General features: G+C 68.3%; 11 protein-coding genes. 5 read left to right on the forward strand and 6 right to left on the reverse strand.

The genetic code is table 11. From position 1 onward, the window contains the following. Positions 1–306 precede the first annotated feature (306 nt). Together QFZ29_RS16590 and QFZ29_RS16595 are read left to right on the forward strand one after the other, a co-directional pair. Complete coding sequence (locus QFZ29_RS16590; RefSeq protein WP_306895160.1) at positions 307–2,196, forward strand: transketolase; 1,890 nt, start codon at positions 307–309, stop codon at positions 2,194–2,196. Between the two features lie 19 nt (positions 2,197–2,215). Beyond that, entirely contained in the window at positions 2,216–2,788 is a 573-nt protein-coding gene (locus QFZ29_RS16595; RefSeq protein WP_306895162.1) for a GNAT family N-acetyltransferase, read from the forward strand. Here QFZ29_RS16595 and QFZ29_RS16600 read toward each other — a convergent pair. The 5 genes from QFZ29_RS16600 to QFZ29_RS16620 all read right to left on the reverse strand — a co-directional run bounded on the left by QFZ29_RS16600 (position 2,758) and on the right by QFZ29_RS16620 (position 8,638). After that, positions 2,758–2,970 carry a ferredoxin gene (locus tag QFZ29_RS16600; RefSeq protein WP_306895164.1) on the reverse strand — a complete coding sequence of 71 codons (213 nt, stop codon included), beginning with the start codon at positions 2,968–2,970 and terminating at the stop codon, positions 2,758–2,760. The two genes, QFZ29_RS16595 and QFZ29_RS16600, sit on opposite strands and share 31 nt — an antisense overlap. A gap of 102 nt (positions 2,971–3,072) precedes the next feature. Beyond that, entirely contained in the window at positions 3,073–4,425 is a 1,353-nt protein-coding gene (locus QFZ29_RS16605; RefSeq protein WP_306895166.1) for an FAD-binding oxidoreductase, read from the reverse strand. Positions 4,426–4,427: 2 nt separating this feature from the next. Then, complete coding sequence (gene amaB, locus QFZ29_RS16610) at positions 4,428–5,954, reverse strand: L-piperidine-6-carboxylate dehydrogenase (RefSeq protein ID WP_306895168.1); 1,527 nt, start codon at positions 5,952–5,954, stop codon at positions 4,428–4,430. A 38-nt stretch (positions 5,955–5,992) separates the two neighbouring features. After that, positions 5,993–7,405: a 2-oxoadipate dioxygenase/decarboxylase gene (gene hglS / locus QFZ29_RS16615; protein ID WP_306895171.1), complete on the reverse strand. Its 1,413-nt coding sequence runs from the start codon at positions 7,403–7,405 to the stop codon at positions 5,993–5,995. Between the two features lie 27 nt (positions 7,406–7,432). Then, positions 7,433–8,638, reverse strand: coding sequence for an NAD(P)/FAD-dependent oxidoreductase (locus QFZ29_RS16620; protein WP_306895173.1), 1,206 nt, complete (start codon positions 8,636–8,638; stop codon positions 7,433–7,435). A 90-nt stretch (positions 8,639–8,728) separates the two neighbouring features. On the opposite strand from QFZ29_RS16620, the gene QFZ29_RS16625 reads away from it, so the two are divergent. After that, a complete protein-coding gene (locus QFZ29_RS16625) occupies positions 8,729–9,652 on the forward strand; it encodes a LysR family transcriptional regulator (protein WP_306895175.1) in 924 nt (307 codons plus the stop codon). A gap of 38 nt (positions 9,653–9,690) precedes the next feature. On the opposite strand, the gene QFZ29_RS16630 is transcribed toward QFZ29_RS16625, so the two are convergent. Beyond that, complete coding sequence (locus tag QFZ29_RS16630; RefSeq protein WP_306895177.1) at positions 9,691–10,833, reverse strand: pyridoxal phosphate-dependent aminotransferase; 1,143 nt, start codon at positions 10,831–10,833, stop codon at positions 9,691–9,693. A 160-nt stretch (positions 10,834–10,993) separates the two neighbouring features. On the opposite strand from QFZ29_RS16630, the gene QFZ29_RS16635 reads away from it, so the two are divergent. Then, the gene (locus QFZ29_RS16635; RefSeq protein ID WP_306895179.1) at positions 10,994–12,340 is read left to right on the forward strand and encodes a cation:dicarboxylate symporter family transporter; all 1,347 of its coding nucleotides are present in this window, start codon (positions 10,994–10,996) and stop codon (positions 12,338–12,340) included. A 74-nt stretch (positions 12,341–12,414) separates the two neighbouring features. Continuing rightward, positions 12,415–13,149, forward strand: coding sequence for a FadR/GntR family transcriptional regulator (locus QFZ29_RS16640; RefSeq protein WP_306895181.1), 735 nt, complete (start codon positions 12,415–12,417; stop codon positions 13,147–13,149). Positions 13,150–13,170: the final 21 nt, after the last annotated feature.

Below are 13,170 nucleotides of genomic sequence, written 5' to 3' on the forward strand. Positions count from 1 at the left end.
CGGCCGTGCTGGCCCGCGACCGAAGTCGGTGTGTCAAGACTTGAGCCCTGACGACTCAAGTGTCTCAACGCCGTTTCGACGTGTCAAGTTGGCGCCGTGGAACTTGAGTGCACCTGACTCAACTCACAGCGGATGCCCAGAATTCCGGGCTTCGTCACGGCCGCCACCCCGCAACACAGGGTACGCATCGAATGCATTCAGGCGGCACCAAGCTCGTGGGTGAATAAGGGTGGGAACAGATTCCTCGCATCGTAGTCAGGAGCGTCGTCGGCGCATCGTCGTCGGCGCAGTCATGAAGGAGCGACCGTGACCATCACCCAGACGTCCCACATCGACCTCGACACCGTGGCTGAGCTCGCCGCCCAATTGCGCGTCGACTCGATCCGCTCGAGCACGAGCGCCGGTTCGGGGCATCCGACCTCCAGCATGTCGGCGGCCGACCTGCTCGCCGTGCTCGTTACCCGGCACTTGCGCTTCGATTGGGATGACCCGACGGCGCCCGGCAACGACCACCTGATCTTCTCGAAGGGTCATGCCTCGCCGCTGCTGTACTCGGTGTTCAAGGCCGTCGGCGTCGTCTCGGACGACGAGCTGATGAACGGGTACCGGCGTTTCGGGCAACGCCTGGAGGGCCACCCGACTCCGGTGTTGCCATGGGTGGATGTCGCGACCGGGTCGCTTGGCCAGGGTCTGCCCGACGGCGTCGGGATCGCGCTGGCCGGCAAGTACCTGGATCGGCTGCCCTATCGAACGTGGGTGCTCTGCGGCGACAGCGAGTTCGCCGAGGGATCCATCTGGGAGGCGCTCGACAAGGCCGCCCACTACGAGCTGTCGAACCTCATCGCCATCGTCGACGTCAACCGCCTCGGCCAGAGCGGGCCGACCGAGCTGGGCTGGGATCTCGACGCGTATGCCCGCCGTGCCGAGGCGTTCGGCGCTCGCGTGCTCGTCGTCGACGGGCATGATCTGAGCGCCATCGACGACGCCTTGGGCACGGCCGCCGATCCCACGGATGGACGGCCGACGGTGGTCCTCGCGAAGACGGTGAAGGGCAGTGGCTTCTCCGAGGTCGAGGACAAGCCCGACTGGCACGGCAAGCCGTTCCCCGCCGACATGGCCGACCGGGCGATCGCCGAGCTCGGCGGCATCCGCGATCTCGTGCTTCGCGGCCCGCGTCCTGAGCCCGCTTCCGCTACCTCCACCGACGCGAGTGCCGAACCGGCCGGGGCCGCCGCGATCCTGCCTCGGTACGCCCTCGGCGACGAGGTGGCCACGCGCAAGGCCTATGGAGACGCGCTCGTCGCGCTCGGAGCTGCCGACCCGCGGATCGTCGCGCTCGATGGCGAGGTGAGCAACTCGACGTACTCCAATGCATTCGCGCACGCCTTTCCCGACCGGTACTTCGAGATGTTCATCGCCGAGCAGCAGCTCGTGGCCGCCGCGACCGGCCTCAGCGTTCGCGGCTACCGCGCGTTCGCGTCGACCTTCGCGGCGTTCCTGACCCGTGCGCACGATTTCATCCGGATGGGCGCCATCTCGGGGGTCGACCTCCGATTGGTCGGCTCGCACGCCGGCGTGGAGATCGGGGCCGATGGTCCATCGCAGATGGCGCTCGAGGACCTCGCCATGATGCGCGCCGTGCACGGCTCGACGGTGCTGTATCCGAGCGATGCGACGAGCACCGCCGCGCTCGTCGAGGCGATGGCATCGACGCCGGGCATCAGCTACCTGCGCACCACTCGCGGCGCGTATCCCGTGCTGTACGAGGACGGGGAGGCGTTCCCGGTGGGCGGGTCCAAGGTGCTGCGCTCAGGTGATGACGACCAGGTCACCCTCGTCGGCGCCGGCGTGACGCTCCACGCGTGCCTGCGCGCCGCCGAGATCCTGGCGGAGGAGGGTGTCGCGGCCCGGGTGATCGACTGCTACTCGGTGAAGCCGATCGACGCCGACACGCTGACCGCCGCGATCGGCACCACATCCGGGCGGATCGTGGTCGCCGAGGACCACCACCCCGAAGGCGGACTCGCGTCGGCCGTCGCCGACGCGCTCCTCGCCGCGGGGCCGACGAGCCTGTCTCTCGCGCACCTCGCGGTTCGCGGCATGCCCGGCTCCGGATCCGGCCCCGAGCTCCTCGCGTGGGCCGGCTTGGACGCAGACCACATCGCCGCCGCCGCGCGCGAATTGCTCGACAGTTGAGACCCGCAAGAATGGGCGCATGACCAGCGGCATCCGACTCACGACCCTCTCGGCGTCTCACGCCGACGATGCCGAGCTCGTCTCGGCGCTCTCGCACCTGGTCAACGGCGTCTACGAGGTCGCGGAGCAGGGACTTTGGGAGCCGCAGAGCGCGAGGACGACGGCCGAGGAAGTCGCGTCGCTCCTCCGTTCAGGTGAGATCACCGCCGCGTTCCTCGACGGCGAGCTCGTCGGATGCGTTCGGATTCACGAACTGTCCGATCGGATCTGCGAGTTCGGAATGCTCGCGGCGGCCCCACATCGGCGAGGCGCCGGAATCGGTCGCGAGCTGGTGCGGTTCGCCGAGGCCTTCGCGGTGGAGCACGGCCGGGAGATCATGCAGCTCGAGCTCCTCGTGCCGCGCGAGTGGTCGCATCCGTCGAAGGAGTTCCTCACCGCTTGGTACACCCGAATCGGCTATCGCCCGGTTCGCACCGGTCGCCTCGAGGAGTCCTACCCGGCGCTCGCTGTTCATCTGGCGACGCCGTGCGATCTCGTGATCCACCACAAGGACCTGCAGCCTCAGGTTCGCACGGCGTCGTCTTCGACGTAGATGGTTGCCGACGGGCACAGCTCCTTCGCCTCGCGCACGGCCGCCCACTCGGACTCGGGTGGGTTCCCGTCGATCAGTTCCACGAAGCCGCCCTCCTCCGGCGGGTTGCGGAACACGTTCGGAGCGGTGAGCCCGCAGTTCCCCGAGGCAATGCACGTGACGGGGTTCACGGTGACCTTCATCAGCAACATCCTTTCCGTGGCAGCGCCGACGGGATGACGCTCCTCATCCACGGTATTGACACGCGAGAGACAGCGCCACCGCGACACGACGGGCACAATGACCTAGACGCCGCGCCCAGGCGTCAGGATCCCCTTCGGGTCGAACGCAGTCTTGATGAGCCGGTGGGCGGCGAGCGTCGCCGGATCGAGCTGCTTCGCGAGCGAGCCGTATTTGAGGGATCCGACTCCGTGCTCCCCTGACATGGTGCCCCCAAGGCTGAGGGCGGTGTCGGTGATCCGGTCGAGGATGCGTTCGGCATCGACGTAGGTCTCGTCGTCGTCACCTCGCACGATGACGGAGGGGTGCAGGTTCCCGTCGCCGGCGTGCGCGAAGGTCGGGATCGGCACGCCCTCTTCGGCGCTGATCCGCTCGACGGCTTCGAACATGTCGGCGAGGCGAGCGATGGGCACCGCGACATCCGATGACACCCGAAGGCCTTCGGCCGAGAGCGCCCGGCTCGACACGCGACGCGCTTCGAGCAGGATGTCGCCCTCCGCCTGCTCGACGCTGATTGCCCCTGCTTTCCGACACATCGTGGTCGCCTGCTCCAGATCGCCGATCGCGGTGCGGCCGATGAACTGGCCGACGAGGAGGGCGGAAGCTCCGTCGGTGCTCAGCCCGGTCGGATAGAACTTCTCGACGACGTCGACGCTCGTGCGGTCCATGAGCTCCAGCACCTCGGGCACGACGTCGCTGCTCATGATCGCGCTGACGGCGCGGCCGGCCGCGGCGATAGTCGGGAACGCCGCGCGGAAGGTGACGGTCGTGCCGACTGGCCGCGGCCGAAGGCGCACCGTCACGGCGGTGACGATGCCGAGCGTGCCCTCGGATCCCACGAAGAGATTCGTCAGGTCGTAGCCGACGACGTTCTTGCGGGTCCTCGAGCCGGTGCGGATGATCTCGCCGCTGGCGAGCACGACCTCGAGGGCGGCGATGCTGTCTGCGGTGACGCCGTACTTCACGCAGCGGAGCCCTCCGGCGTTGGTGGCGATGTTGCCGCCGATCGTCGACTCGCGGTAGCTGGCGGGGTCGGGCGCGTACATCAGGCCATGCTCCGCCGCGGCCCTGTCGATGTCTGCGGTGATGACCCCTGCCTCGACCTCGGCGAGCCGGTTGGCGGGATCGATCGCGACGATCCTGTTCATCCCTGCGAGCGAGATGACGAGGCCGCCGGGGTAGGCGACGGCCCCGCCCGCGAGCCCCGTGCCGCTGCCGCGGACCGAGACCTTGACGTCGTTGCGGTTCGCCCATTCCACCGCGGCCGCGACGTCGGCGCTGCTCCGGGCGACCACGACGGCGGCGGGCAGCCCCTCGGGCCGGGCGCGGGAGGCATCCGTGCTGTAGCTGGCGAGGTCGGCCGGATCGGTGAGGACCCGGCCGCCGAGCCTGGCGATGAGGTCGGAAAGGGGGTTCACCGTCAGAGGAACTTCACGCCCTGTGCGAGCGGCAGCTGACCCGAGAAGTTCACCGTGTTGGTGGCCTGGCGCATGTACTGCTTCCACGAATCGGCGCCCGACTCACGGCCGCCACCGGTCTCCTTCTCGCCGCCGAACGCGCCGCCGATCTCCGCTCCCGACGTTCCGATGTTGACGTTGGCGATGCCGCAGTCCGAGCCGCTGGCGGAGAGGAACCGCTCGGCTTCCGTCTGGTCGTTGGTGAAGATCGCCGACGACAGGCCCTGCGGGACGCCGTTGTGGAGTTCGATGGCCTCGTCCAACGTGTCGTAGGTGAGCACGTACAGGATGGGTGCGAACGTCTCCTCCTGCACGACGCCCGACTGCGAGGGAACCCGAACCACCGCGGGCTCGACGTAGTACGCCTCGGGATGCTCGTCGTGGAGCACACGGGTGCCGCCGTAGAGCACTGCTCCGCCTTCGTCGACGGCCCGTGCGAGGGCCTTCTGCTGGGCCTCGAAGCTGGCCCTGTTGATCAGCGGTCCGACGAGCGTGCCCTCGACGGTCGGGCTGCCGATGTTCAGGGTCTTGTACGCCTCGATGATGCGCGAGGTGAGCGTCTCGGCGATCGACGAGTGCACGATGAGGCGCCGAAGCGAGGTGCAGCGCTGGCCCGCGGTGCCGGCGGCGGCGAACACGATGCCGCGCAAGGCGAGGTCGAGATCGGCGGATGGCGCGACGATGGCGCCGTTGTTCCCTCCGAGCTCGAGCAGCGCGCGGCCGAACCGCTTGGCGATGAGCGGTGCGATCTCGCGCCCCATCCGCACCGATCCGGTCGCCGAGACGAGGGCGACCCGCTCGTCTTCCACCAGTCGCTGGCCGCCCACGCGGTCGGTGAGCAACACGTGGTGAAGGCCTTCCGGTGCTCCGACCTCGCGCACCGCCTGCGCGAGCAGCGCATCGGTGGCGAGGGCGGAGAGCCGCACGGCATCCGCGGGCTTCCAGACGACGGTGTCGCCCGCGATGAGGGCGAGCGCCGTGTTCCAGGCGTAGACGGCGACGGGGAAGTTGAAGGCGGAGATGATGCCGACGACGCCGAGCGGATGCCACGCCTCAGCGAGTCGGTGGCCCGGTCGTTCTGAGGGCATCGTCTTGCCGAAGAGCTGGCGGGACTGCCCGACGGCGAGGTCGGCGATGTCGATCATCTCCTGCACCTCGCCGAGCGCTTCGGAGCGGATCTTGCCGACCTCGGCGGTGACGAGGGTCGCGAGGTCCTCCTTGTGCTCAGTGAGGAGTTGCCCCCATCGCTTCACGAGCGCCCCGCGCACCGGTGCGGGAACCTCACGCCAGGTCTTGAACGCCTCAGCGGCTGCGGCGATGGCGGCGTCGATCTCCTCGTCGTCGTGGGTTCGGGTATGCAAGATGACCTCTCCCGTGATGGGCGAGCGCACTTCGGCGTCGCCGCCGATGGCGTCGAGGTCGACGCCGGTCGCCTCGAGCGCGCGACGCACGTCGTCGGTGATCGAGGCGGTGCTGGGGAAGTTCGTCATGGGTGTCTGCTTTCTGTGTTCCGGGCGAACCCGGTTGGTCAGGCGTCGGTGATGATACGCAGGTCGAGCGCGGCTTCTGCGGCGGTGAGGGAGGCTCGCTGCTGGGCGGCGTAGAGGTCGGTCGGATCGCTGATGCGGATCCCGATGACCTCGGAGAGCCGTTCGATGTCGTAGAACGTGCCCTCCTGCTCGTCGTCGCGGGATCCGTCGTCGGTGAGGTTCGACTGGAAGATGCCCGCCGCGGAGCGCGGCAGGAAGTCCTCGTAGACGATCGGTTCGGGGATGAGGGCGCCGGATTCGACGAGCTCGCGCAACGTCGCGGACTCCGTCTGCGTCTCGGGCGCAGCGGCATCCGCAACCCGGTACGTGAAGAAGGCGAGGTCCTGCAGGGCGAGCTCACGCTCGGTGGCGGGCAAGCTCTCGCTCCAGACGACCTCGGCTACCTCGACTCGAGTTGTTCCCGCTGGGGCGGCGGCACGGCGCGAGTCGACTTCGGCGACCAGGCGGTCGTAGAGGTCGCGGCCCTTCGCGGTGAGGGCGATGCCCCGCTGCTCGACCTCACCGAATCGCACGCGGAGTGATCCCGTGCGCACCTCGCCGTCGGCGTGGCGGAATCGGCGCTCCTCGGCGAGCGCCTTGAACGACGTCTGGCGCAGCAGGACATCGGGTCCGTCCCAATCGGGCGGACCCTGGATCTCGTCGATCATCGTGATGCCGCGCGCTTCCATCCGCTCGTACAGGTCATCGATGTCGAGAACGCGGGGCGTGAGGTGGTTGATGTGCGTCGAGGGGACCCCGCCGATGTCCGCCGCCACGGCCGAGATCCGCTCGAGCTTGAAGTACCAGTCGTGGTCGACGGGCTCTTGCGAGAGCTCGAACGCGGCGGTCGCGAGATCGAGGAAGCGCGAGGCATCCGGTTCCTCCAGACCACCGTCCCGAGCCGACCTGTCGGCGAGGCCGAGCAGCTCTTCGCCGAAGAGGGTTCGTGCGTCGAGGAAGGTCTCCAGCTGCTGCTGCGTCTCCTCGTCGAAGAACCGGCGGTCGTCGTGCGCGAGCATCGAGGTGAACACGCGGAAGGGGTTCCTGGCCAGCTCGTCGGCGTCGATCGGACGGAACGCGGTCGAGACGACCGGAACGGAACTCGCGGATGCGTCGCGCAGGTCGTAGAAGCCGACCGGATGCATGCCGAACCCGGCGAAGACCCGGGCGACCTGCGCGAGTTCACGGGCCGAGCCGACGCGGATGGCACCGTGGCGCTCAGCGGTGACCCGCTCGATGCTGCCGAGTCGTTCGGCATCCGCTCCGTTCCTGCGGATGAAGTCCTCGTTGACCTCCTTGGACACGTCGACGAGCGTGTTGTAGACGGGCACTTCGTTGCCGTACAGCGTCGCGAGGCGGAGTGCGAAGGCTGCGCGCAGATCCGACAGCGTCAGCTCGGTGGTGGCGGTCATCGGTGGTTTCTTCCTTCCCTGGACCGGCTAGATGATGTGGACTTCGGCGAGTCGGGCCTGCAGGCCCTTGAATCGGATGGCGCTGAACGAGGTGGCGTCCATGAACGAGTCGCGTCCCAGGTAGAGGTCACGAACGAGCTCACCGACAGCCGGCCCCTGCAGGAATCCGTGCCCCGAGAACCCGGTGGCGTAGAGCACGCCCTGCACGTCGTCGGACCGGCCGATCATCGCGTTGTGGTCGGGCGTGTTCTCGTAGAGTCCTGCCCAACCGGCCTCGAGCGGGAGGTTGGCCAATGTGGGAGCGATGATCTCGGCGGCCCGATCGAACGCCGGCTTCCACCGGTAGGAGAACTCGCGGTCGAAGCCGGGTTCCTGGTCCTGGTTGGAGATGCCCAGCAGCATCGCGTTGCGGTAGTTGTGGAAGTACAGGGTCGTCGAGAGGTCGAGGGTGAACGGAACCGTGGGAAGCGGCCTGGCCTGCTGCCGCGTGAAGCCGATCTGGCGGCGCACCGGCTCGACGGGCAGGTAGACCCCGGCCATCTCTCCCAACCTGGTCGACCACGCGCCAGCCGCGAGAACGACCGCGCTCGTGGTGATCGATCCGCGGTTCGTGTGCACCTCGCGCACCGCGCCGCCGTCGGCGTCGATGTCGAGCACCTCGGTGTACTCGCAGATCGAGACGCCGAGCTCGACGGCCGCCTCTGCGTAGGCCTTCACGACGCGAGCGGGCTGGGCGAATCCGTCTCGCGGGGAGAACGAACCGCCGAGCAGCGCCTCAGGATCGAGGAACGGGTTGATCTCTCGCGCTTCGGCGGGAGTGACCATCCGGCTGGAACATCCCAGGCTGTTCTGCACCAGGGTGCTCGACTCGACCGACGCCATCTCGGACTCGTCCCGGCAGAGGAAGAGGTAGCCGACCTGCCGGAGCCCGATGTCGGTCCGGAACCGCTCGTCGAAACGTTCGTAGGCGTCGAGGCTGCGCTGGCCGAGACGGATGTTGCCGGGGTCCGAGAAGGTTGCGCGCACGCCTCCCAATGGCTTCGCCGATGAGCCCGAACCGAGCGTGTTGCGTTCGAGGAGCACGATGTTCCGGACGCCCGCCTCGGCGAGGTGGAAGGCGATGCTCGTGCCCATGATGCCCGCTCCGATGATGACGACCTCCGCGCTGGAGGGCAGCTTCGTCTCGGGCTGCTCGACCAGGGGAACGACGTTCTCGACGTGGTCGGTTTGCATGGCTTCCTCTCGCCGGGCTGGTTCCAGCATGCTCGCGGAAGGCGTTTAGGACAATCGAGGTAATTTTCATCAACCGTTTAGCATTGCTATATGCATTGGACGCTCGACCAGCTCCGCACCTTCTCGGCGGTCGCCGAGCTCGGAACGATGACGGCGGCGGCTGAACGGCTCGGCTACACGACCGGTGCCATCTCCCAGCAGATGAGCGCGTTGCAGGCGACCCTCGCCCGCCCGCTGTTCGTGAAATCGGGGCGCGTCCTCACCCTCACCGACACCGGGCGGATCCTGCGGCACCATGCTCGACAGGTGCTCGACGCGGAACGCCGGGCCGAGGCGGCACTGAGCGGCCCCGAGACGGCACACGAGACGGTCGTGATCCTGGGGGTGTTCGGCTCGGCGGCGGTGTCGGCGATCCGACCGGTCACCGAGCGCTTGCGCGAAGTCGCTCCGAACGTCGACATGCGAGCGCTCGAGGTCGACGTCGAACGGATGCCGCAAGCGGTGCTCGCGAACGAGATCGACATCGCGCTCGGGCTGAACTACTCCGACGCTCCCGTGCCACCGCAACGAGGCGTCGTCAGTTCGCTGCTGCGCCGGGAACCGTTCCACATGGTGCTGCCGTCGGCCGCCCGAGAGCTCCTCGATGCGCCAGAGCAGCTGCTCGCCTACGCCAACGAGGCCGAGTGGATCCTTCCGCCCATCGACTCGTCGTTCGGCAGGGCCACCCGGCTGGCCTGCGCTGCGGCAGACATCGATCCGCACGTCATCCACACGGTGACCGACACGGCGGTGTCGATCGCCATGGCCGAATCCGGCATCGGGATCACCCTGGCGACGCCGCTGATGATGGTCCTGCATCCGACGGAGAGTCCGATCGCCCCGCTCCCGGGCAGATCCACGCGCGACATCGTCGCGATCGCGCGGAGCGCCGCGCTCGAACGGACCAGTGTCGCCGCAGTGCGGGACGCGCTCGCGCATGTCTTCGCGGGCGAGAGGCCGACCGACGTCGACTGAAGCCCACGAGGGCGGGCAGCACGCCGTCGGGGCATCCGTCATCTCCAGAAGCGCTGCTCCACGATCGCGAGGCCGTCGAGCAGGATCGGGATGTCGGCGGCGAGGCTCATCCGCAGAAACGGCTGTGCCGCCGATTCGACGAACGCGCGCCCGGGAACCAGCGCGACGCCATCGTCGAGGAGCGACATGGCCGCATCGAACGAGTCGGTCCCGCTCTGGAGCGGAAGGGGCTGGTAGAAGGCTCCGCCCGGAGTTGTATGCGGGATGCTGCGCTCGCCGAGCCAGGCGTGAACTGCGTCCCGCCGCCGGGCGAAGGTCTCCCGTCGCGTCTCGACGTCGGCCCACGGCCCCGTGAGGGCGGCGATCGCGACGGCCTGGGCCACGGAGTTCGCCGAGGCCATGTTCTGCGAGTTGACGGCGGCGAGCTGTGCCCCGGTGCCGGGAGGCGCGACCGTGAAGCCCACGCGCCATCCGGTCATCGAGAACGTCTTCGACAGGCTGAACACCGAGAACGTGCGGGCGCGATCGACCGCGAGTGCGCTGACGGCCGGCGCATCGAAGGCCATGTCGGCGTAGACCTCGTCGCTCAGTATCGCCAGCCCTCGCCGCCCGGCGAGGCCCGCGATGGCACTCAGAGTTTCAGCCGGGATGACCGCGCCGGTGGGATTGCCCGGAGTGTTGATGACGATGCCGCGGGTGCGGGACGTGATGCGATCCTCGAGGTCGGCGAGGCCGGGGATCCAGTCGTGCTCCGCAGCGAGCGGGTAGCCGACGGCGACGCCCCCGGCGAGCGCGATCTGCGTTCGGTAGCACGGGAAGGCCGGCACGGGAACGAGCCATTCGTCGCCCGCGCGGGTGAGGAGCTGGAAGCAGCTCATGAGGGCACCGGTCGCGCCATTCCCGATCACGATGTCGTCGGGCGAGACCTCAAGCGCATGGCGGACCCGCAGGTAGTCGGCTGCGGCGTCGCGGAAGGCATCGGTGCCGGCCGCGGGCGTATAGCTCGTGGGGCCCCCGGCAGCGAGCATGGCCGCCTCGATCACATGCGGTGACGCCGGCAGGTCGGGCTCGCCGATGTCCAGGCGGATCGGGCTGAGGCCGCGCGAGTGGATGGCCTGTCCGATGAGGCGGATGTCACTCTGGCGCAAGCTCGCTGGCACGGGGGCGATGAGCGTGTTCACGGGTCCACTCTGACCGATGCCGCTGTCGCGCACCACACCCGGACCGCTCGAAAGCTTTACGCCCTCGTAACACCGAGGCGAAGCCGGGGCAACATCGCACCGCCTTAATTGGTCAGACCACTTTCCGTGTCCATTCGGACCGACGCGAAGGAACCGACCAATGGCGAAGACCTCTGACGGGCTGTTCGAAGAGACACCCGAGCACGACATCCGTGTGAAGCAACCGATCTACAAGTCCCTGTTCTTCCAGATCATCGTGGCGATCGTGCTCGGTGTGAGCATCGGATGGCTCTTCCCCGACCTCGGCGCGCAGCTGAAGCCACTGGGCGACGCCTTCATCCGGATCATCAAGATGATCATCGCGCCGCTCATCTTCCTCGTCATCGTCACGGGCATCGCGCACGTCGGCGATGTGAGGTCGGTCGGCAGGGTCGGCGTGAAGGCACTCACGTACTTCCTGATCGCCTCGACGTTCGCGCTCGTCTTCGGCATGATCGTCGCGAACATCGTCAGGCCCGGTGCCGGACTCGACATCGACCCCGCGTCGCTCGACACGTCCGCCCTCGAGGCGAAGACGGCCGGCGGCGAGCTGCCGACCGCGTCGGAGTTCCTGCTCAACGTGATTCCCGAGAGCGTGATGGGCGCGTTCGCGAGCAACATCCTGCTCCAGGTGCTGTTCTTCTCGGTGTTCGTCGGCGCCGCGATCGTCGTGATCGGCAAGGACAAGGTGAAGCCCGTCGTCGACCTGCTCGACTCGGGAATGACGATCATCTTCAAGATCATGGGCTGGATCATGAGGGTCGCGCCGATCGGTGCGTTCGGTGCGATGGCGTTCATCATCGGCCAGTACGGCATCGCGACGCTCGGCACCTATGCCGTGCTGATTGCTGCCTGCTACGGCGCCGCGATCATCTTCATCGGCCTGCTCTTCCTCGTCGCCTGGGGATTCGCTCGGGTGCCGCTCTGGCAGTTCATCAAGTACTCGCGCTCGGAGTTCGCGCTCGCGCTCGGCACCGCCTCGAGCGAGGCGGTGCTGCCCCGCATCATGGCCAAGCTCACCGCAGCCGGTTGCCCGCGTTCGATCACGGGCCTCGTCGTGCCGACCGGGTACTCGTTCAACCTCGACGGCGCCGCCATCTACCTGTCGATCGCCCTCCTCTTCCTCGCGCAGGCGTTCGGGGTCGACCTCTCGCTCGGCGAGCAGCTCGGCGCCCTCGGCATCCTGCTGCTCACCTCGAAGGGCATGGCGGGCGTTCCCGGGTCGTCGTTCCTGGCACTCTCGGCGACGGCCACGGCGCTCGGCCTCTTCCCCGTCGCCGGCGTCGCCCTGCTCCTCGGAGCGGACCGCATCATGGACTCGATGCGCGTCTCGGTGAACCTGCTCGGCAACTGCGTCGCCGCCTTCGTCGTGTCGCGCTGGGAGAAGCAGCTCGACTACGACCAGATGTGGGCGGCGTTCTCGGCTGAGAACGTCGACGCCGTCCAGCTCGAGACCGCGAAGGCGTAACCGCACGTGGGAAACTGGTGGGTGTCGCGTCAAGGGCACCCACCAGTTCCGTCTTCACGTCGAGAATGAGTTCGATGCCCTCAGCCACTGAACCGATGGGGCCCATGCCGAGGCATGGTGCGTCGGTCGCCGACGACGTGGCTCGGCACCTGAAGCGGCTCATCGTCACCGGCGCATTCCCGAACGGCGGACGCCTGCCGGCCGAGCGCGCGCTCGCGGCAGAGCTCGGCGTCTCGCGAGCGGCACTGCGCGAGGCGCTGCAACAGCTCCAGAGCGCCGGACTCGTGCACAGCCAGCAGGGCAGCGGAACGAGGGTCACGCACGATCCGTCGTCATCGGCCCGGCTCGTGGCCCACCTCTCGCAGGAGGAGCGCGACTTCGCGGAGTCGGCCGAGCTCCGCGCGGTCGTCGAGCCGCAGATCGCGCGCCTCGCCGCGAATCGCGCCACCCCGAACACCGTCGCCGAGATGCGGAGGATCCTCGACGCCTCCGCGACCGAACTCGACGTCGAGGCATCCATGTCGCTCGACATCGCGTTCCACCTCGCCGTCGCCGAGACCGCCGGCAACCGTCTGCTCTCCTCGCTCAGCGGGCTCACCGCGAGCTGGACGATCAGCGAACGCGCGTATTCGCATCTGCAACCGCGCGGCCGGGATGTCTCCCGCCGGGGTCACGCCCGGATCCTCGCGGCGATCGAGTCCGGCGACGCCGACGCGGCCGAACGCGCGATGGCCGTGCACCTCGAGGAGATCGGACTCGTGATCGCGGAGGCGCGCGCCTCGGTCCTCGACGACTCGGTGGTTGAGTAGGCAGCGAAGCAGCCGTATCGA

This window comes from Agromyces albus (assembly GCF_030815405.1).
Classification (GTDB): domain Bacteria; phylum Actinomycetota; class Actinomycetes; order Actinomycetales; family Microbacteriaceae; genus Agromyces; species Agromyces albus_A.

Coding starts and splice junctions, on each gene's coding strand:
- QFZ29_RS16625 (WP_306895175.1), top strand. CDS start 8,729: ATGCATTGGACGCTCGACCAGCTCCGCACCTTCTCGGCGGTCGCCGAG.
- QFZ29_RS16640 (WP_306895181.1), top strand. CDS start 12,415: ATGCCCTCAGCCACTGAACCGATGGGGCCCATGCCGAGGCATGGTGCG.
- QFZ29_RS16600 (WP_306895164.1), bottom strand. CDS start 2,970: ATGAAGGTCACCGTGAACCCCGTCACGTGCATTGCCTCGGGGAACTGC.
- amaB (WP_306895168.1), bottom strand. CDS start 5,954: ATGACGAACTTCCCCAGCACCGCCTCGATCACCGACGACGTGCGTCGC.
- hglS (WP_306895171.1), bottom strand. CDS start 7,405: ATGACCGCCACCACCGAGCTGACGCTGTCGGATCTGCGCGCAGCCTTC.
- QFZ29_RS16620 (WP_306895173.1), bottom strand. CDS start 8,638: ATGCAAACCGACCACGTCGAGAACGTCGTTCCCCTGGTCGAGCAGCCC.
- QFZ29_RS16595 (WP_306895162.1), top strand. CDS start 2,216: ATGACCAGCGGCATCCGACTCACGACCCTCTCGGCGTCTCACGCCGAC.
- QFZ29_RS16635 (WP_306895179.1), top strand. CDS start 10,994: ATGGCGAAGACCTCTGACGGGCTGTTCGAAGAGACACCCGAGCACGAC.